Origin of the sequence: Pseudomonas sp. B21-021 (assembly GCF_024749205.1) — a bacterium.
In the GTDB taxonomy this organism is placed as follows: Bacteria; Pseudomonadota; Gammaproteobacteria; order Pseudomonadales; family Pseudomonadaceae; genus Aquipseudomonas; species Aquipseudomonas paraglycinae.
Window position 1 is genome coordinate 531,936 of sequence record NZ_CP087192.1, and the last position, 20,535, is coordinate 552,470.

General features: G+C 61.4%; 13 protein-coding genes. 8 read left to right on the plus strand and 5 right to left on the minus strand.

What is annotated here, in order from left to right; all coding sequences use genetic code 11:
• Nucleotides 1-82: 82 nt before the first annotated feature.
• The 5 genes from msrA to aceE form a co-directional block, all read right to left on the minus strand.
• The gene (gene msrA / locus LOY31_RS02355; RefSeq protein ID WP_007952303.1) at nucleotides 83-748 is read right to left on the minus strand and encodes a peptide-methionine (S)-S-oxide reductase MsrA; all 666 of its coding nucleotides are present in this window, start codon (nucleotides 746-748) and stop codon (nucleotides 83-85) included.
• Between the two features lie 105 nt (nucleotides 749-853).
• A complete protein-coding gene (locus LOY31_RS02360) occupies nucleotides 854-3,550 on the minus strand; it encodes a bifunctional diguanylate cyclase/phosphodiesterase (protein ID WP_085608456.1) in 2,697 nt (898 codons plus the stop codon).
• Nucleotides 3,551-3,788: 238 nt separating this feature from the next.
• Nucleotides 3,789-5,186: an alkaline phosphatase D family protein gene (locus LOY31_RS02365; RefSeq protein WP_085608457.1), complete on the minus strand. Its 1,398-nt coding sequence runs from the start codon at nucleotides 5,184-5,186 to the stop codon at nucleotides 3,789-3,791.
• Between the two features lie 278 nt (nucleotides 5,187-5,464).
• Nucleotides 5,465-7,429 carry a dihydrolipoyllysine-residue acetyltransferase gene (aceF, locus tag LOY31_RS02370; protein ID WP_240872119.1) on the minus strand — a complete coding sequence of 655 codons (1,965 nt, stop codon included), beginning with the start codon at nucleotides 7,427-7,429 and terminating at the stop codon, nucleotides 5,465-5,467.
• Between the two features lie 11 nt (nucleotides 7,430-7,440).
• Entirely contained in the window at nucleotides 7,441-10,086 is a 2,646-nt protein-coding gene (gene aceE / locus LOY31_RS02375; protein WP_007952295.1) for a pyruvate dehydrogenase (acetyl-transferring), homodimeric type, read from the minus strand.
• A gap of 384 nt (nucleotides 10,087-10,470) precedes the next feature.
• Here aceE and glnE point away from each other — a divergent pair, with 384 nt between their 5' ends.
• Genes glnE through LOY31_RS02415 form a run of 8 tightly spaced genes read left to right on the plus strand, consistent with a single transcriptional unit; the run spans nucleotide 10,471 to nucleotide 20,421 of the window.
• Nucleotides 10,471-13,410: a bifunctional [glutamate--ammonia ligase]-adenylyl-L-tyrosine phosphorylase/[glutamate--ammonia-ligase] adenylyltransferase gene (gene glnE / locus LOY31_RS02380; protein ID WP_085608459.1), complete on the plus strand. Its 2,940-nt coding sequence runs from the start codon at nucleotides 10,471-10,473 to the stop codon at nucleotides 13,408-13,410.
• A 51-nt stretch (nucleotides 13,411-13,461) separates the two neighbouring features.
• The gene (waaF, locus tag LOY31_RS02385) at nucleotides 13,462-14,496 is read left to right on the plus strand and encodes a lipopolysaccharide heptosyltransferase II (RefSeq protein ID WP_039766536.1); all 1,035 of its coding nucleotides are present in this window, start codon (nucleotides 13,462-13,464) and stop codon (nucleotides 14,494-14,496) included.
• Between the two features lies 1 nt (nucleotide 14,497).
• Nucleotides 14,498-15,559, plus strand: coding sequence for a lipopolysaccharide heptosyltransferase I (gene waaC / locus LOY31_RS02390; RefSeq protein WP_221533685.1), 1,062 nt, complete (start codon nucleotides 14,498-14,500; stop codon nucleotides 15,557-15,559).
• Nucleotides 15,559-16,680 carry a glycosyltransferase family 4 protein gene (locus tag LOY31_RS02395; protein ID WP_085685321.1) on the plus strand — a complete coding sequence of 374 codons (1,122 nt, stop codon included), beginning with the start codon at nucleotides 15,559-15,561 and terminating at the stop codon, nucleotides 16,678-16,680. The genes waaC and LOY31_RS02395 overlap by 1 nt, the downstream gene beginning before the upstream one ends.
• Nucleotides 16,681-17,487, plus strand: a complete 807-nt coding sequence (gene rfaP / locus LOY31_RS02400; RefSeq protein ID WP_085608461.1) for a lipopolysaccharide core heptose(I) kinase RfaP — start codon at nucleotides 16,681-16,683, stop codon at nucleotides 17,485-17,487.
• The gene (locus tag LOY31_RS02405) at nucleotides 17,487-18,221 is read left to right on the plus strand and encodes a lipopolysaccharide kinase InaA family protein (RefSeq protein WP_007952281.1); all 735 of its coding nucleotides are present in this window, start codon (nucleotides 17,487-17,489) and stop codon (nucleotides 18,219-18,221) included. The genes rfaP and LOY31_RS02405 overlap by 1 nt, the downstream gene beginning before the upstream one ends.
• Nucleotides 18,218-18,970 carry a lipopolysaccharide kinase InaA family protein gene (locus LOY31_RS02410; protein WP_007952279.1) on the plus strand — a complete coding sequence of 251 codons (753 nt, stop codon included), beginning with the start codon at nucleotides 18,218-18,220 and terminating at the stop codon, nucleotides 18,968-18,970. Before LOY31_RS02405 ends, LOY31_RS02410 begins: the two co-directional genes overlap by 4 nt.
• A complete protein-coding gene (locus LOY31_RS02415) occupies nucleotides 18,970-20,421 on the plus strand; it encodes a lipopolysaccharide kinase InaA family protein (RefSeq protein WP_258712786.1) in 1,452 nt (483 codons plus the stop codon). Before LOY31_RS02410 ends, LOY31_RS02415 begins: the two co-directional genes overlap by 1 nt.
• Nucleotides 20,422-20,535: the final 114 nt, after the last annotated feature.

The window sequence follows — 20,535 nt, forward strand, 5'->3', positions numbered from 1 at the left end:
CGCTGTTGGGACGCTCTGCGTCCCGGGCTGCATTCCCACGCGGAGCGTGGGAACGATCAGTGGTCGCGGTCAGACGACGCGGTCAGTTACCCGCCAGGCTTGGTGGCATGCAAACGCCAGTGCCGCCAATCCCGCAGTAGCCTTCCGGATTTTTCGCCAGATACTGCTGGTGATAAGTCTCGGCGAAGTAAACGGTCGGTGCCTGTTCGATTTCGGTACTGATTTCACCCAGACCCGCCTTCGACAGCTCAGCCTGATAGACAGCCTTGCTCTTCAGCGCCGCATCCAGTTGCTCCGGATGGGTCGCGTAAATCACCGAGCGGTACTGAGTGCCGATGTCATTGCCCTGGCGCATGCCCTGCGTCGGGTTGTGCAGTTCCCAGAACATCGCCAGCAGCTCTTCGTAGCTGACCTTGGCCTTGTCATACACCACCAGCACCACTTCAGCGTGGCCGGTCAGGCCCGAGCAGACTTCTTCGTAGGTCGGGTTCGGCGTGTAACCGCCAGCGTAGCCGACCACGGTGCTGACCACGCCTTCGCGCTGCCAGAAGCGGCGTTCTGCCCCCCAGAAGCAGCCCAGGCCGAAGATCGCGAAATCGACGTCTTCGAAAAACGGGCCGAGCAGCGGCGTGTCTTCGAACACGAAGTGCTTTTCAGGCAGGGTCATTGCGGTTTCGCGGCCAGGCAGAGCTTGTTCTTTTGTCGGTAGCACGTTTTTGTTCACCAGAATTTCCGAGCGCAGAACCATGATCGTTCCTCTCAGTCAGGATGGGATGTAAAAAGTCTGACCGCCAGTGTGCCCAATGATGCCCGGTTAATCACTAGGCAAAATGTGCGGGTACTGTCTTGGGGTTTACAGGCAGAGCGGGCCGCGCGGGTAGCGCTTGAGCGCCTGGATCAGCTCGCCGCCCGGAATCGGCCGGTCGAACAGGTAGCCCTGGCCGACGTCGCAGCGGTGTCGGCGCAGGAACGCCAGCTGCTCGGCGGTCTCGATGCCTTCGGCCACGACCTTGAGTTTCAGGTTGTGGGCCATGGCGATCACGGCGGAGGTGATTTCCATGTCGTCCTGGTTGTCCGGGATTTCATGGATGAAGCTGCGATCGATCTTGATGATGTCGATCGGGAATTTCTTCAGGTAACTGAGCGACGAGTAACCGGTGCCGAAGTCGTCCATGGCCAGGGTCAGGCCCAGACGCTTGAGCTGGTCGAGCTGCAAGTGGGTGTCTTCAGTGGCTTCCAGCAGCAGGCCTTCGGTCAGTTCCAGCTCCAGCAGATTGGCCGGCAGCGCTTCTTCCTTGAGGATGTTGGCGATCGAGGCCACCAGATCCGGGTCGGAGAACTGCTTGGGCGACAGGTTGATCGCCACTTGCAGATTGCCCATGCCGGCGGCGGTCAGCGCCTTGCTCATGCGGCAGGCCTGGCGGGCGATCCACTTGCCGATCGGAATGATCAGGCCGGTTTCCTCGGCGACGCTGATGAATTGGTCCGGGCGGATCATGCCGCGCTCCGGGTGGTTCCAGCGCAGCAATGCTTCCATGCCGAGCAGGCGACCGCTGCGCAGGCACAGCTTCGGCTGGTAGAACACATCCAGTTCGTTCTGGGTCAGGGCGCGGCGCAGGTTGTTCTCGACGAACAGTTTGTAGCTGGCCTCGGCGTTCAGCGCTTCGGTGAACACCTGGACCTGATGTTTGCCGTTGGCCTTGGCCTTGTGCAGGGCCAGACCGGCGTTGCGCATCAGGGTCTGCGGGTCGCGGCCGTGCAGCGGCGCGCAGGCCAGGCCCACGGAGCCGGTGACGCTGATCAACTGGTTGTCGACGAACATCGGTTTGTCGAGGGTCATCAGCAGCTGGCTGGCGATCTGTTGGCCGGCTTCGAGGTCGGTGTTGTCGAGCAACACCGCGAATTCATTACTGGCGAACCGCGCCAGGCTGCCGCTCGGGCTGAGGCTGTTGCGCAGGCGCCGGGCCAGGCTGATCAACAGTTTGTCGCCGGTCTGGTGGCCGAGGCTGTCGTTGATCCGTTTGAAGTTGTCGATGTCCACCAGCAGCAGACTGATCGGGGTATCGCTATCTCGGGCGAAGCGTTCATCCAGGTTGCGGATAAATGCAGGCCGATTGCCGAGGTTGGTCAGGTTGTCGGTGTAGGCCAGGCGCTCGATGCGCTGCTGCGCCAGTTTGGTCTGGGTGATGTCTTCGTAGATGCCAATGTAATGCGTCAGCTCACGGTTGTCGCCATAGACCTTGGAGATCGACAACTGACCCCAGTAGGGTTCGAGGTTCTTGCGGCGGCTCTTGAACTCGCCCTGCCAGCTGTTGCTCTTGGCCAGCGCCGAGGGCGCGTCGAACAGCAGCTCGCTTAAGTTTTCCAGGGCTGGCAACTCCGACAGGCGCTGGCCGTGGACTTCCTCGGTGGTGTACTGGGTGATCGCGGTGAAGCTCGGGTTGACGTACTCGACCACGCCGTCGCAGTTGACCAGCAAAAAGGCGTTGGCACTCTGCTCGACCGCGCGCTGGAACAGGTGCAGCGCGCTGGTGGCAGTGCGGCGGTTGTGATTGTTGATGACTTGGGCGAACTGGTCGGCGAGTTCACCGGCAAAGGCGATTTCGTCGGACTGCCAGGCGCGGGTGACGCCGGTCTGCTCCAGGCACAACACGCCGACCACCTGGCCGTCGACGCGGATGCTGGCGTCGAGCATGGCGTTGACGTCACGCGGGCGCAGGGCTTCGGCCATTTCCCGGGTACGCGGGTCGCGCATCGCATTGTGCGCGTCGATGGCGCGGCTGCCGTGCAGGGCTTCCATGTAATCGGGGAAGCCGCTGACGTCGATCACGTCCGGCAGGATGTATTCCTGGGTGGCGCGGTGGTACGCCGAGATCGGCACCAGTTTCTGGCCTTCGAGATTCCACAGGCTGGCGCAGTCGATTTCATAGATATCGCAGGCGCAACGGGTAATCAGTTCGGCGGCTTCTTGCAGGGAGTTCTGGCTGCTGTAGCGCTGGCGGGCCAGCAGCAGGATCAGGTCCTGCTGGGCGCGCACCCGCTCCAGATGCTGCAGTTGTTCCTGCTGGGCACGCTGATTGAGCTCAAGGGCGATTTGCAGGCGTGAATTCTGGGTTTCCAGGTCGACTGACGGCAGCGTCGGTGCTTCGTCGAACACGTTGTCGACCGCCAGCAGGTAACCGCGCAGCAAGTGGCGGTTGTGCTGTCTGTAGGCTTCGCCGAGTTCAAGAATGCTCAGCGCGCCGGCGGCGGTGTGCAGGGTGTAGCGCACCAGATAATGCGGGCTTTCGCCGAGTTGTTGCTGGATCGCGTCGTGCAACTGATAGCGCGCTTCGGGCTCCATCAGGCTGGCGTAGGGCGAGCCGACCAAAGCGCAGAGTTCGACGGCAGGCTGGCCGAACTGGCGTTCACAGTTGGGATCGAGAAACAGCATCGCCCAGCTGGCTTCATTCAGGCGCTCGAAACGCAGCATGCCGAGCCGCGAGGGCACAGGCAACTGCGTCACTACCTCGGCCACCATACGGCTGGCGGCATCGGGTTGGCTCTTCATGAAGGGAACTCGCTTGGAAATTTGCTGAACGCGCCGGGCTCTCGCCCTCTTTACTGTTGCCTGCGGCAAGGTTGCATCATTGCGGCACCGACTGACAAGAGACATGAAGGCCAAGTGCTATAAGAATATGTCGGCTGCAGTGAACATTTCTCCAGCACTTGCCGGAAACTAATGCTATCAACCGTGGAGATGGCCGTTCCAGAGCCTTCGGGCATCCGGAACGGTCGTGCCGCTGGATTCATCGCAACGGAATATCGATGGATTGCAGGTGCCTGCCATCCCGGTCGTGATAGTTGACCTGGATCCGCCCGGCCTCGACCACCATGTGCGCAAAGTTGTCCTGGCTGATGACCTGGCTGGTCAGCGCGTGCCGGTATTCGCCTGCCTCGGTCTGCGCCAGCGGTTGATCTAGCGTGAAGGTCGCGGCGGTGGCGTAGGGCAGCAGTTTGCTGTTGCTCAGCGGTGAAGACACGACGGTGTGTACTTCAAAGTCCGGGTCTTCGCTGTGGCTCAGGCGACTGGTCAGCGAACCATGCACATCGCCGGAAATGAACACGACGTTCCTGAGCCGATGTTGGCGAATGGTTTCCAGCAAGCGCAGGCGCTGTTCGGGGAAGCCCGCCCAGGCATCATCGCCGTTCATTTTGCGGTCGGGGTAGAACATGACGCTGGTGACCACGAACTTGACCCGTGCCGTGCTTTCGACCAGCCACGTGCACAAGGCCTGTTCCTGTTGTTCATCGAGGATGCGACGGTTGTTGTTCGACAAGTCGCGGCGAGTTCGACTGTCCGTCACAAACCATTCGATATCGCCGTCGCTGAATTGATACCAGTAGTGCTTCAGTGAAGTGCAGTCGATTGTGCCGTTAGTTGTTGATGAATAAGCAGGGCTATGACTGGCTTGATAGAGTTCGTAAGCCTTCATCGCATTGCTAAACAGTGTTTCATCGGACTCGTGGGCGTTCATTGGCCAGTTATCTTCTATTTCATGATCATCCAGAATCATGTAAGTCGAAGTCTCCGACATCAGTCGTCGGATATTGGGCAGGGAAAACGCCGCACGGTACTTTGCAATGAAGTCGTCATAGTCACGGTCCGGGGCGAACAGGTTCAAATCGTCCGCGTAGATCTGATCGCCACACATCATGATGGCGCTGATCGCCGGTTGTGCGCCTTCGATCAGTTGGCTGATGGACGCGAAGATCCGGTCGCCCAGGTGCGGGAGCACCGGGATGCCGGAGGTCATGCGCAGGTAGCGACAGGAACCAAGGATGTAGGCGCGCGGCTGCAAAAGCTGGCTGCTGCGGGTGCGCAGGCGATAGATATCCCGTGGCCATTGCAGCGGCAGCTCCGCCACGCTGTGGATAGTGTGGACGGGACTCATCGGGCTGAACCAGCCGGTTTGGTATTCGTACTCGGTGTCGGCTTGCAAATGATCGAGCACCAGCACTTCAGTCATGTCGCGGGTTGAATCCAGTTTTACAAACTGGCCCGTCTGCCATTGTTGCGAATCCAATATCCGGTAACGGATGCCGGCAAATACGGCAGCGTTATGTTGCAGTCCGCCACGAATGAAAATTCGCGCCTGATTAGTTGTTGTGTGGCCAACGATCGGGCCGACAGTAGGTTTCAGCATGTTCGAATCCATTCGAATAAGTGTTGGTGATTGATAAAGTTGCCTGGCTTTTCGGTGCAACTTTGATGCGCCAAGGTTAGTTGCCTGTCGCTGAAAAATATCGATTTGAAGTGGACTAAAGTCGTGGCCTATATCAGCGCAAGTTGTGGGAAAAGTGCAGGCGAACGTTATTTCAGGCAAAAAAAAGCCCCGCCAAACTGACGGGGTTGAGGTACGAGCGTGTGGCGCTCGAAAACGTGGAACACGGTCGGCCCTCCGTTGCCGGAGGGCCGAGCGCTTTACAGCAGGATGGTGCGGATGTCCGCCAGCAGGTCGCTCAGACGCTTGGTGAAGCGTGCAGCAGCGGCGCCGTTGATCACACGGTGATCGTAGGACAGCGACAGAGGCAGCATCAGTTTCGGCTGGAAGGCTTTGCCGTCCCAGACTGGCTGGATGGTTGCCTTGGAAACACCGAGGATCGCCACTTCCGGCGCGTTGACGATCGGCGTGAAGCCGGTACCGCCAATGTGGCCGAGGCTGGAAATGGTGAAGCAGGCGCCTTGCATCTCGTCCGACGAGAGCTTCTTGGTCCGGGCTTTTTCAGCCAGGGAAGCGGCCTCGGCGGCCAGTTGCAGCAGGCTCTTCTGGTCGACGTTCTTGATGACCGGTACGAGCAGGCCATCCGGGGTGTCGACGGCGAAGCCGATGTTCACGTATTTCTTGCGGATGATCGCCTTGCCGCTTGGTGCCAGCGAGCTGTTGAAGTCCGGCAGTTCCTTGAGCAGGTGTGCGCAGGACTTGAGCAGCAGCGGCAGGATGGTCAGCTTCACGCCGGCCTTCTCTGCGACAGCTTTCTGTGCGGTTCGGAACGCTTCCAGCTCGGTGATATCCGCCGAGTCGAATTGCGTTACGTGCGGCACGTTCAGCCAGCTGCGGTGCAGGTTGGCGGCGCCGACCTGCATCAGGCGGGTCATCGGCACTTCTTCGATTTCGCCGAAACGGCTGAAGTCGACGACCGGAATCGGCGGGATGCCCGCGCCACCGGTTGCGCCAGCAGCAGCGGCCGGTGCTTCCTTGGCCTTCTGCATCATGGCTTTGACGTAAACCTGCACGTCTTCTTTCAGGATGCGACCGTGCGGACCGCTGGCGCCGACAGCGCTCAGCTCGACGCCGAACTCTCGAGCCAGTTGACGCACGGCAGGGCCGGCGTGAACCTTGGCGCCCGGCTTGGCTGGAGCAGCAACTGGAGCGGCAGCAGCAGGTGCAGCGGCAGCCGGAGCAGCAGCGGCTGGTGCCGGAGCGCTCGGAGCAGCAGCGGCAGCTGGAGCCGGGGCAGCAGCCGGAGCGGCGCCTTTGACTTTCAGCTTGAGGATCAGGTCGCCGGTGCCGACTTCGTCATCCAGCTTGATGGAAACGCTTTCCACCACGCCAGCGGCAGGCGACGGGATTTCCATGCTCGCCTTGTCGGATTCCAGAGTGATCAGCGACTGGTCGGCTTCAACGCTGTCGCCAGCCTTGACCAGCACTTCGATGATCTTGGCCTTGCCGGCCGAACCGATGTCCGGAACGTGGATGTCCTGAACGCTGTCGGCAACCGGTGCGGCCGGAGCAGCGGCAGGCGCCGGAGCAGCGGCAGCGGCCGGAGCAGCAGCCTGGGCCGGAGCGGCCGCAGCAGGGGCCGCAGCACCCGCCACTTCCAGATCCAGGATCAGGTCGCCAGTGCCGACTTCGTCGTTCAACTTGACGCTGATGGCCTTGACCACGCCAGCGGCAGGCGACGGGATTTCCATGCTCGCCTTGTCGGATTCCAGGGTGATCAGCGACTGATCAGCCTCGACGGTGTCGCCGACCTTGACCTGGATCTCGATGATCTGGGCCTTGCCCGACGAACCGATGTCCGGCACGTGCACTTGCTGAACCGAAGCGGCAGCAGGGGCAGCAGCTGGTGCAGCCGGTGCAGGAGCGGCAGCCGGTGCAGCTTCGGCCTTGGCGGCAGGAGCAGCAGCCGGAGCAGGGGCCGCAGCTGCGGCGCCCTCGACTTCCAGTTCCAGCAGTTCGTCGCCTTCTTTCAGGCGATCGCCCAGCTTCACTTTCAGGCTCTTGATGACGCCGGCTTTCGGGGCCGGCACTTCCATGCTGGCCTTGTCCGATTCCAGAGTCAGGATGCTCTGGTCGGCTTCGATACGGTCGCCGACCTTCACAAACAGTTCGATTACTTCACCTTCACCGCTGCCGATGTCAGGTACGCGAATGAGTTCGCTCACAGAGTTTCTCCTCAGCAGTCTAGTGGGTTGCGTTTTTCCGGGTCGATGCCGAACTTGGTAATGGCCTCGGCCACGACTTTAGGTTCGATATCACCACGGTCAGCCAGTGCTTCCAGGGCTGCCAACACCACGAAATGACGGTCGACTTCGAAGAAATGACGCAGTTTCTTGCGGCTGTCGCTGCGGCCGAAACCGTCGGTGCCCAGGACTTTGAATTCCTTGGACGGTACCCACTGACGGATCTGCTCGGCGAACAGTTTCATGTAGTCGGTAGAGGCGATGACCGGACCTTTACGGCCGCTCAGGCATTCTTCGACGTAGCTGCGCTGAGGCTTCTGGCCAGGTTTCAGACGGTTGCTGCGCTCTACGGCCAGGCCGTCGCGACGCAGTTCGTTGAAGCTGGTGACGCTCCATACATCGGCGCCGATGTTGAACTCTTCACGCAGGATCTTCGCCGCTTCACGGACTTCACGCAGGATGGTGCCGGAGCCCATCAGCTGTACGTGGTGCGCCGCATCGCGGGTGTCTTCTTCCAGCAGGTACATGCCTTTCTTGATGCCTTCTTCGGCACCGGCCGGCATCGCTGGCTGCTGGTAGGACTCGTTCATCACGGTGATGTAATAGAAGATGTCCTGTTGCTCTTCGGTCATCTTCTTCATGCCGTCCTGAATGATCACCGCCAGCTCGTAGCCGTAGGTCGGATCGTAGGTGCGGCAGTTCGGGATGGTGGCAGCCAGCAGGTGGCTGTGACCGTCTTCGTGCTGCAGGCCTTCACCGTTCAGGGTGGTACGGCCGGCGGTGCCGCCGATCAGGAAGCCACGGGTGCGGCTGTCGCCAGCGGCCCAGGCCAGATCGCCGATACGCTGGAAGCCGAACATCGAGTAGAAGATGTAGAACGGCAGCATTGGCTGGTTGTGGCTGGAGTACGAAGTACCGGCAGCGATGAAGGAGCTCATGGCGCCTGCTTCGTTGATGCCTTCTTCAAGGATCTGACCTTTCTGGTCTTCCTTGTAGAACATCACCTGGTCTTTATCGACTGGCTCGTAGAGCTGGCCGACGGACGAGTAGATGCCCAGCTGACGGAACATGCCTTCCATACCGAAGGTACGGGCTTCGTCCGGGATGATCGGAACGATGCGCGGGCCGATTTCCTTGTCCTTGACCAGTTGCGCGAGGATTCGCACGAACGCCATGGTGGTGGAAATTTCACGGTCGCCGGAACCGTCAAGGATCGCCTTGAGGGTGTCCAGATCCGGAGTCGGTACGCTGAAGCTCTGTGCGCGACGCTGAGGTACGAAACCGCCCAGTGCAGAGCGGCGCTCGGCCAGGTAACGGGCTTCGGCGCTGTTTGGCTCCGGCTTGAAGAACGGCAGGTTTTCCAGCTCTTCGTCTTTCACCGGGATGTCGAAGCGGTCGCGGAACAGCTTCAGGCTGTCGACGTCGACTTTCTTGGTGTTGTGCGCGGTGTTCTTCGCTTCGCCCGCACCGGTACCGTAACCCTTGATGGTCTTGGCCAGGATGACGGTCGGTTGTTCTTTGTGGTTGACCGCTTCGTGGTACGCCGCGTAGACCTTGTACGGGTCGTGGCCGCCACGGTTGAGTTTCCAGATCTCGTCGTCGGACAGATCAGCAACCATCGCCTTGAGTTCAGGCGTGTTGAAGAAGTGTTCACGAACGAACGCGCCGTCTTTGGCTTTGTAGTTCTGGTACTCGCCGTCGATGACTTCGTCCATGCGACGTTGCAGGATGCCGTCGACGTCCTTGGCCAGCAGTGGGTCCCAGAAACGGCCCCAGATGACTTTGGTCACGTTCCACTGAGCACCGCGGAACACGCCTTCGAGTTCCTGGATGATCTTGCCGTTGCCGCGAACCGGGCCGTCGAGGCGCTGCAGGTTGCAGTTGATGACGAAGATCAGGTTGTCCAGCTTCTCGCGGCCGGCCAGGGAGATGGCGCCCAGGGATTCCGGCTCGTCGCACTCGCCGTCGCCCAGGAAGCACCAGACTTTCTGTTTGCCCGGCTGGATGAAACCGCGGTGTTCCAGGTACTTCATGAAGCGAGCCTGGTAGATCGCCTGGATCGGGCCCAGACCCATCGAAACGGTCGGGAACTGCCAGAAGTCAGGCATCAGCCAAGGGTGCGGGTAGGACGACAGGCCCTGACCGTCGACTTCCTGGCGGAAGTTGTTCATCTGGTCTTCGGTGATGCGGCCTTCCATGAATGCACGGGCGTAAACGCCTGGCGAGGTGTGGCCCTGGAAGTAGATCAGGTCGCCGCCGTGTTCGTCGGTCGGGGCCTGGAAGAAGTAGTTGAAGCCGATGTCGTACAGGGTCGCACTGGAAGCGAAGCTGGAGATGTGACCACCCAGGTCAGAATCTTTCAGGTTCGTACGCATTACCATGGCCATCGCGTTCCAGCGTACCAGCGAGCGAATGCGGCGTTCCATGAACAGGTCGCCAGGCATGCGTGCTTCGTGGGTAACGGGGATCGTGTTGCGGTAAGGCGTGGTGATGGCGTAAGGGAGCTGCGAACCGCTGCGGGTCGCCAGTTCACCCATACGGGTCATCAGATAGTGAGCACGGTCTTCGCCTTCTTTGTCGAGAACCGATTCCAGGGCGTCCAGCCATTCCTGGGTTTCGACGGGATCGAGGTCTTGCATGGCTTGCTCCAGGGCGGAAAGGCTTCCAGAATCGGTTGCCTGAGTTTGCGACTGGCCTTGTGGGCAGACGATTTAAAATTCTTGGATTGCCGACAGGTTGTTCCGGCGGCGTGTAGTTTTACTACAAATCATCCGGCATTTCAGCCTTTCGAATGTATAGACGAGTAGTAAAACTACAGATGAAAGGCTTGTGGCCTCCGACTGCGTTGTGAGAATAATCGTTAAGGTTGGTCTTTATCCATCCGAAAAAGGTGAAAGTTTGATGCTGGCTGCCAAAGAAAAAGAAATTTCAGCTATTTCTCACTTTTGTTCGACAGTCCTTCGCGTAGCGGTTTTTCGATCATCACTACAAGCGGCCATTTACACGCCGATCAAGGATAGACCATGACCCTGCCCGCGCTTGCCGAACTGCCCGCCATTCTCCTGCCGTTGGTCAGCCGATCGGAGCAGTCGTTCCGTGCGGCCGTCGGTCAACTGGAAGACGATCACGGCTTCTCGTCCTGGACGCCGGAACGCTGGGCGCAGTTCGCCCGCGTCAGCGCCGCCAGCGATTTCGTCATTGAACAGAGCGTTCGTGACCCTTTGATGTTGTTGTCGCTGGTGCAGTCCGGCGAACTGGACCGGCCGTTCGCCAAAGGTGAGTTGTGCGGGCAGATCGCCGCCGCCGTCAGCCTCGCCCAGACCGAAGATGAACTGGGCCGGGCCCTGCGTCGTCAGCGCACCCGGCATCAGGTTCGCATCATCTGGCGCGACCTCAACCGCCAGGCCGATCTGGTGCAGACCTGCCGCGATCTCTCGGACATGGCCGACGCCAGCATCGATCAGGCCTATCAATGGTTGTACCGTCGCCATTGCGACCAGTTCGGCACGCCGACCGGCCGGCGCAGCGGCGAACCGCAGCAAATGGTCATCCTCGGCATGGGCAAGCTCGGCGCGGTCGAGCTGAACCTCTCTTCGGACATCGACCTGATCTTCGCCTACCCCGAGGGCGGCGAAACCGTCGGCGTGAAGCGCCCGCTGGATAACCAGGAATTCTTCATCCGCCTCGGCCAGCGCCTGATCAAGGCCCTCGACCCTATCACCGTCGACGGCTTCGTGTTCCGCGTCGACATGCGCCTGCGCCCGTACGGCTCGTCCGGCGCGCTGGTGCTGAGCTTCAATGCGCTGGAGCAGTATTACCAGGATCAGGGCCGCGACTGGGAACGCTACGCGATGATCAAATCGCGGGTGGTGGCCGGCGATCAGGTGGCGGGCGAGCAGTTGCAGGAAATGCTGCGGCCGTTCGTTTACCGGCGCTATCTGGACTTCTCGGCGATCGAAGCACTGCGCACCATGAAGCAGTTGATCCAGCAGGAAGTGCGACGCAAAGGCATGGCCGACAACATCAAGCTGGGCTCGGGCGGTATCCGCGAAGTCGAGTTCATCGCCCAAGCCTTTCAACTGATTCACGGCGGTCGCGACCTGAGTCTGCAACAGCGCCCTCTATTAAAGGTGTTGAGCACGCTCGAAGGGCAGGGCTATCTGCCGCCGGCGGTGATCAGCGAACTGCGCGAAGGTTACGAGTTCCTGCGTTACACCGAACACGCGATTCAGGCGATTGCCGACCGCCAGACCCAGATGCTGCCGGACAGCGCTCAGGATCAGGCGCGTATCGCATTCATGCTCGGTTTCCACGACTGGGAGGCATTCCACGAGAAGCTGATGTTCTGGCGCGGCCGGGTGGCGTGGCACTTTGCGCAAGTGATCGCCGATCCCGATGAGGACGAAGGCGTCGAGAGCGAAGTGGTGGTCGGCGGTGAATGGCTGCCGCTGTGGGAAGAGGCTCAGGACGAGGAAGCGGCCTGTCGCCAGTTGGAAGAGGGCGGTTTCGCTGACGCGACCAAGGCCTTGAAGGCACTGGCGAGCCTGCGTGCCAGCCCGCAGTTGCGGGCGATGCAGCGTCTGGGGCGCGAGCGTCTCGATGCCTTTATTCCGCGTCTGCTCGCCCAGGCGGTGGAGCATGAAAATCCCGATCTGGTGCTTGAGCGGGTGTTGCCGCTGGTCGAAGCGGTAGCCCGGCGCTCGGCTTATTTGGTGCTGCTGACGGAAAACCCCGGCGCGCTGCGGCGTTTGCTGACGCTGTGCGCCGCCAGTCCGTGGATCGCCGAGCAGATCACCCGTTTCCCGCTGCTGCTCGATGAACTGCTCAACGAAGGCCGGTTGTTCAAGCCGCCGCTGGCGCCGGAACTGGCCGCCGAGTTGCGCGAGCGCCTGACGCGGATCCCGGAAGACGACCTCGAACAACAGATGGAAGCGCTGCGCCATTTCAAACTGGCGCATCGCTTGCGCGTCGCCGCCTCGGAAATCGCTGGCAGCCTGCCATTGATGAAAGTCAGCGATTACCTGACCTGGCTGGCCGAAGCGATTCTGGAACAAGTGCTGGCCCTGGCCTGGCGCCAGACCGTGGCCAAGTACGGCACGCCGCTGCGCACCGATGGCACGCTGTGCGATCCCGGCTTCATCATTGTCGGTTATGGGAAAGTCGGCGGGATCGAGTTGGGGCATGGTTCGGATCTGGACCTGGTGTTCATCCACGATGGCGACCAGCAGGCCGAAACCGATGGCCCGAAACCGATCGATGGCACGCAGTTCTTCACCCGGCTCGGCCAGCGGATCATTCACTTGCTGACCGCGCAGACCAACTCCGGTCAGCTGTACGAAGTGGACATGCGCCTGCGTCCGTCCGGGGCGTCCGGGCTGTTGGTCAGTTCGCTCGGCGCGTTTGCGCGCTATCAGGAAAATGAAGCCTGGACCTGGGAACATCAGGCGCTGGTGCGGGCGCGGGTGCTGGTGGGCAGCAAGGATGTCGGCCAGGCGTTCGAGAACGTCCGGGCCCAGGTGCTGGGCAAGGCGCGGGATCTGGCGAAACTGCAACAGGAAGTGAGTGAGATGCGCGCCAAGATGCGCGACAACCTCGGCAGCAAGAGCACCGCCGCCGGTACCGGGGCGAATGCCTTCGAGGCCACGGCGCCGTTCGACCTCAAGCAGGACGCCGGAGGTATCGTCGATATTGAATTTATGGTGCAATACGCGGCTCTGGCGTGGTCGCAAACCCACCCGCCGTTGCTGCGCTGGACGGACAATATCCGCATTCTGGAAGAGCTGGAGCACGAAGGGCTGATGCCTGCCGAAGACGCCAGCCTGTTGCGTGAGGCCTACAAGGCCTATCGTTCCGCCGCCCACCGGCAGGCCTTGCAGAAGGACGCCGGGGTGATACCGGGCGATCAGTTCGCAGACGAACGGCGGCAGGTGATGCGGATCTGGCGTGAGCTGGGGCTAAGCTGATTCTCGAGACGGGGAGGCGTAAAGCCTCCCCGGTTCGTTTATGGAAACCACATGAATATTCTGATCGTTGGGCCCAGTTGGGTCGGTGACATGGTGATGGCGCAGACACTGTTTCAGTGTCTCAAGCAGCGCCACCCGCAGTGCGAAATCGACGTGCTGGCCCCCGAGTGGAGCCGGCCGATCCTCGAACGCATGCCCGAAGTGCGCAAGGCCTTGAGCTTCCCGCTCGGCCACGGCGCGCTGGAGCTGGCGACCCGTCGGCGGATCGGCAAATCCCTGGCCGGCCAGTACGACCAGGCGATCCTGCTGCCGAACTCGCTGAAGTCGGCGCTGGTGCCGTTCTTCGCCGGCATCCCGAAACGCACCGGCTGGCGCGGCGAATTCCGCTACGGCCTGCTCAATGACGTGCGCACGCTGGATAAAGAACGTTATCCACTGATGATCGAGCGTTTCATGGCGTTGGCCTACGAGCCGAACGCCGAGCTGCCGAAACCTTATCCGCGCCCGAGTCTGCAAATCGATCCGGTGACCCGCGAGGCCGCATTGGCCAAGTTCGGTCTGACCCTCGACCGTCCGGTGCTGGTGTTGTGCCCCGGCGCCGAATTCGGTGAAGCCAAACGCTGGCCGTCCGAGCATTACGCCAAGGTCGCCGAGGCGCGTATCCGCGAAGGCTGGCAGGTCTGGCTGTTCGGCTCGAAGAACGATCACGCGGTCGGCGAAGACATTCGCGCGCGGCTGATTCCGGGCCTGCGCGAAGAGTCAGTGAACCTCAGCGGCGGCACTTCGCTGGCCGAGGCCATCGACCTGATGTCCTGCGCCGACTCGGTGGTCTCCAACGATTCCGGCCTGATGCACGTGGCCGCCGCGCTGAATCGTCCGTTGGTGGCGGTCTACGGTTCGACCTCGCCGGGTTTCACCCCGCCGCTGGCCGAGCATGTGGAAATCGTCCGTCTGGGCCTCGATTGCAGCCCTTGCTTCGACCGCACTTGCCGTTTCGGCCATTACAACTGTCTGCGCCAGCTGATGCCGGACGCGGTCAACGATGCCTTGCAGCGTTTGCAGGGCTCTGTGGTCGAGGTTCATTAACTTGCGGGTATTGCTGATCAAGACTTCATCGCTGGGCGACGTGATTCACGCGTTGCCGGCGCTGACCGACGCCGCCCGGGCGATTCCCGGGATCAAGTTCGACTGGGTGGTGGAAGAAGGTTTCGCCGAGATTCCGACCTGGCACCCGGCCGTAGGCAAAGTGATTCCGGTGGCGATCCGCCGCTGGCGCAAAAACATCTGGAAAACCATCACCAGCGGCGAATGGAAGCGCTTCAAGCAATCCGTTCGGGCGAATAAATATGATCTGGTGATCGACGCTCAGGGCCTGCTGAAAAGCGCCTGGCTGACCCGCTACGTCAAAGCCCCGGTGGCCGGTCTCGACAAGGGCTCGGCCCGCGAGCCGATCGCCGCGCGCTTTTATGACCGCAAACTGGCGGTGGCCCGAGGTCAGCATGCTGTCGAGCGTGTGCGCCAATTGTTCGCTATCGCCTTGGGTTATGACTTGCCCAAAGGCCTGGGCGATTACGGCCTCAACGTCGAGCGTCTGGTCGAACTGCCGCGCAAAAATGCCTACGTGGTGTTCCTCCACGGCACCACCTGGGACACCAAGCACTGGCCGGAAGCCTACTGGCGCGAGCTGACCGAGCGGGTCGGCTACCTCGGCGTCGGGATCAAGCTGCCGTGGGGCAGCCCGCTGGAGAAGGCCCGGGCCGAGCGCATCGCCGCCGGTTTCAAACACGCCGAAGTGCTGCCGAAGCTGAACCTGGCCGGGGTCGGCAAGGTGCTCGCCGGCGCCCAGGCCTGCGTCGCGGTGGACACCGGCCTCGGTCACCTTGCCGCCGCTTTGGATGTGCCGACGATTTCCCTGTTCGGCCCGACCAATCCGGGCCTGACCGGCGCCTACGGCAAGCTGCAGATTCACCTCGGCAGCGATTTCCCGTGCGCGCCGTGCCTGCAAAAGAAATGTACGTATCAACCGACCGCGCAGGATGCCCGTCAGTTTGACCTGAAACGCGAGTGGCCCCTGTGCTTCACGCGTCTGAATCCCGAGCGTGTTGCCAGCCGACTGAGCACGTTGTTGATGGCTGAGGAGCTGCGCTGATGCAATTGGCTTTTGTCCTGTACAAATATTTCCCGTTCGGTGGCTTGCAGCGCGATTTCATGCGCATCGCCCTCGAATGCCAGAAGCGCGGGCACCAGATCCGCGTCTACACCCTGATCTGGGAAGGCGACGTGCCACCCGGTTTCGAAGTGCTGGTGGCGCCGGTCAAGGCGTTCTTCAATCACCGGCGCAACGAAAAGCTCAGCGCGTGGATGGAAGCGGACCTGGCCAAGCGCCCGGTGGACCGCCTGATCGGCTTCAACAAGATGCCGGGGCTGGACGTCTACTACGCCGCCGACGGTTGCTTCGAAGACAAGGCGCAGAACCTGCGCAATTCGCTGTATCGCCGCTGGGGCCGTTACCGCCACTTCGCCGAGTACGAGCGCGCAGTGTTCGCCAAAGACGCGAAGACCGAAGTGCTGATGATTTCCGAAGTGCAGCAGCCGCTGTTCATCAAGCATTACGACACGCCGCTGGAACGCTTCCACCTGCTGCCGCCGGGCATCGCCCAGGACCGTCGCCGCCCTGCGGATGCCGACCAGATTCGCGCCGGTTTCCGCGCCGAATTCAATCTCAAGGACGACGAACTGCTGCTGGTGCAGATCGGTTCCGGGTTCAAGACAAAGGGTGTTGATCGCAGCCTGAAAGCGCTGGCCGCATTGCCTGCCGAGCTGAAGAAACGCACCCGGCTGTTTGTAATCGGCCAGGATGACCCCAAATTGTTCCAGATGCAGAGTGCGACGCTGGGCCTGGGCGACAACGTGACGTTCCTCAAGGGGCGCAGCGATATCCCGCGTTTCCTGCTCGGCGCCGATCTGTTGATCCACCCGGCGTACAACGAAAACACCGGTACGGTGCTGCTTGAAGCGCTGGTCGCCGGGTTGCCGGTGCTGGTCAGCGCGGTCTGCGGTTACGCCCATTACATCGCCGAGGCCGACGCCGGGCGAGTGCTGGACGAACCGTTCGATCAGGCGCAACTGACGCAATACCTGACTGACATGTTGAACGACGACGCTGCACGGGCGGCCTGGAGCCGCAACGGTCTGGCCTTCGCCGAGACGGCCGACCTCTACAGCATGCCGCAGCACGCGGCCGATGTGATTCTGGCGGAGCACGCTTAAATGAAGTTGATGCTGGCTGAACCGTTCAAGAGCCTGTGGGCTGGCCGCGATGCATTCGTGGAAGTCGAGGGCTTGCAGGGCGAGGTGTACCGCGAGCTGGAAGCCCGCCGGACGTTGCGCACGGAAGTCGACGGCAATGGCTTTTTCGTCAAGATTCACCGGGGCATCGGTTGGGGCGAGATCTTCAAGAACCTGCTGACCGCCAAACTGCCGGTGCTCGGCGCGGGTCAGGAATGGAAAGCCATCCAGCGTTTGCAGGAAGTCGGCGTGCCGACCATGACCGCCGTCGCTTACGGCGAGAAGGGCAGCAACCCGGCGGATCAGCATTCGTTCATCGTCACCGAAGAGCTGGCGCCGACCATCAGTCTCGAAGACTTCAGCATCGACTGGGTCAAGCAACCGCCGCAGCCGAAACTCAAGCGGGCGCTGATCGCCGAGGTCGCGCGCATGACCGGCATGATGCATCGCGCCGGGGTCAATCACCGCGACTGCTACATCTGCCACTTCCTGCTGCACACCGACAAACCGGTCACGCCCGAAGATTTCAAACTCTCGGTGATCGACCTGCACCGCGCCCAGACCCGTCCGGCGATCACTCAGCGCTGGCGCAACAAGGATCTGGCGGCGCTGTACTTTTCCGCACTGGACATCGGCCTGACCCGCCGCGACAAGCTGCGCTTCCTCAAAGGTTACTTCCAGCAACCGCTGCGCCAGATCCTGGCTGAAGAAGCGCCGTTGCTGAGCTGGCTCGAAGGCAAGGCCAACAAGCTCTACGCGCGCAAGCAACGGTACGGGGATGCGCTCTGATGGCGGGTTGGAATCTGGAGCCTGAGTACAGTGAACTTGCGCAGTATTTCGGTAGCCTCGAAGCGGTATTTGCCCTTCAGGGCGAGCGCCTGACTCGCGATCCATTGTCCGAAGTCATTCGCGTGCAACTCAACGGCGTCAACTATTACGTCAAGCGCTACACCGGTGCCGGCAAGGGCCTGCGGCGTTATCTGGGCAAGCCCCGGGTGAAGATGGAATGGCAGAACCTCAAACGCTTCGCCAAGTGGGGCATTCCCACCGCCGAAGTGGTGGCGTGGGGGCTGGAGCGCAACGGCATGGCCTACGATCGCGGGGCGATGATCACCCGTGAACTGCCGCGCACCGAAGACTTGTCGGCGCTGGCCGAACGCAACGATCCCAAGCTCAAGGATCGTGCCTGGGTCGACGGCGTCAGTCGGCAGCTGGCTGCTTATACGCGTGTCATGCACGACCACCGCTTCACCCATAACGATCTGAAGTGGCGCAATTTGCTGATCGACGATCAGGCGCAGCTGTTTCTGATCGACTGCCCGAACGGCGATTTCTGGCGCGGTTTCTGGCTCAAGTATCGGATCACCAAGGATCTGGCCTGCCTCGACAAGGTGGCCAAGTATCACCTGTCGAACACCCAGCGCCTGCGCTTTTACCTGCAATACCGTGGACGTGATCGGCTGAATGCCGCCGACAAGCAACGGATTCGCCACGTGGTGAGATTTTTCGAGGGACGCGAATGACTGATTTTCTGGCCGCTGAAGACCGTGCGCTGCTGGAGCGCCACGGTCTCGGCACGTTCGATGCGCTGTGGTCCAAGCAGCTCGACGCCGTGGATGAGCCCAACACCGATGGCGGCGGCTGGAGCAGCGTGTTTCGTCTGGATCTGGAAGGGCATGGCTATTACCTCAAGCGCCAGTGCAATTACCTGACCCGCACCCTGCACGCGCCCTTCGGCGAGCCGACGTTCGCCCGGGAATTTCGCAACATCAGTCGTTACAACAAGCTCGGCATTCCGGCGTTGCAGGCGGCGTTCTTCGGTGAGCGCAAGGTCAACGGCGAAGTCCGTGCGATCCTGCTGACCCGGGCGCTGGACGGCTGGGACGATCTCGATTCGCTGTTGCAGCGCTGGTCGGACCTCGATGCCGCGCAGCAATCGGCGATTCTCAAGTCCTGCGGCCTGTTGGCGCGCCATCTCCACGGCATGCGTCAGGTGCATGGCTGCTTCTATCCAAAACACATTTTCCTGCGTGCCGAGGGCGACGGCTATCAGGCCCAGTTGATCGACCTGGAGAAGACTCGGCCGTTGCTGTTCGGTATGCGTGACCGGGTCAAGGATCTGGAGCCGCTGCTGCGCCGTGCGCCGGAGTGGAGCGAAGCGCAATTGCGTGAGCTGCTGGCGGCGTATCTCGATCAATCGACGGACAGTTCGCTGGTCGATAGCTGGGTCACGCGGCTGACCGCGCGGCGCAGTCGCAAGGAGACCCGCTGATGCAGCTGTCCGACCTGAAAAATGCCGGGCGTACGCCGAGTCTGCCGCTGACGGTTTCGCTGGCCGATGCGGCGGGCGCTGCCGATTTGCAGTTGCTCAGCCTGTTGCGGGTGTTGCCGGGGCAGCGTTACGTCGGTGCCGGTGTGTGGCGCGGGCGTCCGGTGCTGGCCAAATTGCTGGTCGGCAGCAAGGCAGCGCGGCATTTTCAGCGTGAACTGGAGGGCGTGAAACTGCTCGCCGCCCAGGGCATGACCACGCCGTTGCTGCTGGCCGATGGCTTGAAGGACGGCGAGGGTGGCTGGCTGCTGTTCGAGTTCCTCGAAGGCGCCGAGAGCCTGGGCGATGCCTGGAGCAAGGTCGAATCCTTGCCGGTGCTGGCCGACGAACAATCGGCGGTGCTGGCCGAAGCGCTTGGTGCCATCGGTCAGTTGCACGGCAAAGGCCTGTGGCAGGAAGACCTGCATCTGGACAACCTGCTGCGCCACGGTGGTCAGCTGTATCTGATCGATGGCGCCGGTATCTGTGCAGAAAATGCCGGCCAGCCGTTGTCCCGGCACAAAGTGCTGGAAAACCTCGGGGTGTTCTTCGCCCAGTTGCCCAAATCGCTCGAGCCGTTCACCGAAGAATTGCTGGTGTATTACCTGCTGAGCAACAGCGAACACGCGCTGCCGCTGGAAGCCCTGCAAAAGCAGATCGACAAGGTGCGCGCCTGGCGCTTGAAGGATTACCTGATCAAGGTCGGTCGTGAATGCACGCTGTTCAGCGTCAAGCGCGGCGCGTTCGGTCTGCGGTCGATCCGCCGCGAGGAAGAGCCCGCGATGCTGCCGGTGCTGGAACAGGCCGATGCCTTGCTCGATCAGGGCCATTTGTACAAGACCGGCGGCGCGGCCAGTGTCGGCAAGGTCGAGGTTGCCGGGCGTCCTCTGGTGATCAAGCGTTACAACATCAAGAATTTTGCCCATTGGCTGAAGCGCTTCTGGCGTCCAAGCCGCGCCTGGCATTCCTGGCGCGAAGGCAATCGCCTGGCGTTTCTCGGCATTGCCACACCAAAACCGCTGGCAGTACTGGAAACCCGGTTTTTCTGGCTGCGCAGCAAGGCCTATCTGATCACCGAACACTTGGCGGGGCCGGACATCATCGAGCGCTTTGCGCCATATGTTGAAAGCGGTGAAGCGCCTGAAAGCGAATTGCAGGCACTGGATCAGCTGTTTGCACGGTTGATCGCCGAACGCATCAGCCATGGCGACTTCAAGGGTCATAACCTGTTCTGGCAAGAAGACCGCTGGGCGCTGATCGATCTGGACTCGATGTGCCAGCACGGCTCGGTGGGCAGCTTCGCCCCGGCCTATGCCCGGGATCGCGCGCGGTTCATGCGCAACTGGCCTGAGAGCAGTGCGCTGTATCATGTGATCGATCAGCGATTGCCCAAGGATGTAGTGGGCACTGCATGATTGTTTTCGCCAGCGCGTAAGACATTTCTGCAGTTGAATTCGGGCAAGGCATGTGGCGACAAATCCTTGTGACTTGTCCTACGGCCTTCCCGGAACCCATGAACTGCCCCTCGC

Bases quoted from the DNA above. Each gene is read 5' to 3' on its own strand.
- LOY31_RS02395 (WP_085685321.1), top strand. From the start codon at position 15,559: ATGCAATTGGCTTTTGTCCTGTACAAATATTTCCCGTTCGGTGGCTTG.
- LOY31_RS02410 (WP_007952279.1), top strand. From the start codon at position 18,218: ATGACTGATTTTCTGGCCGCTGAAGACCGTGCGCTGCTGGAGCGCCAC.
- aceE (WP_007952295.1), bottom strand. From the start codon at position 10,086: ATGCAAGACCTCGATCCCGTCGAAACCCAGGAATGGCTGGACGCCCTG.
- glnE (WP_085608459.1), top strand. From the start codon at position 10,471: ATGACCCTGCCCGCGCTTGCCGAACTGCCCGCCATTCTCCTGCCGTTG.
- waaF (WP_039766536.1), top strand. From the start codon at position 13,462: ATGAATATTCTGATCGTTGGGCCCAGTTGGGTCGGTGACATGGTGATG.
- LOY31_RS02365 (WP_085608457.1), bottom strand. From the start codon at position 5,186: ATGCTGAAACCTACTGTCGGCCCGATCGTTGGCCACACAACAACTAAT.
- LOY31_RS02360 (WP_085608456.1), bottom strand. From the start codon at position 3,550: ATGAAGAGCCAACCCGATGCCGCCAGCCGTATGGTGGCCGAGGTAGTG.
- LOY31_RS02405 (WP_007952281.1), top strand. From the start codon at position 17,487: ATGGCGGGTTGGAATCTGGAGCCTGAGTACAGTGAACTTGCGCAGTAT.
- rfaP (WP_085608461.1), top strand. From the start codon at position 16,681: ATGAAGTTGATGCTGGCTGAACCGTTCAAGAGCCTGTGGGCTGGCCGC.
- LOY31_RS02415 (WP_258712786.1), top strand. From the start codon at position 18,970: ATGCAGCTGTCCGACCTGAAAAATGCCGGGCGTACGCCGAGTCTGCCG.
- msrA (WP_007952303.1), bottom strand. From the start codon at position 748: ATGGTTCTGCGCTCGGAAATTCTGGTGAACAAAAACGTGCTACCGACA.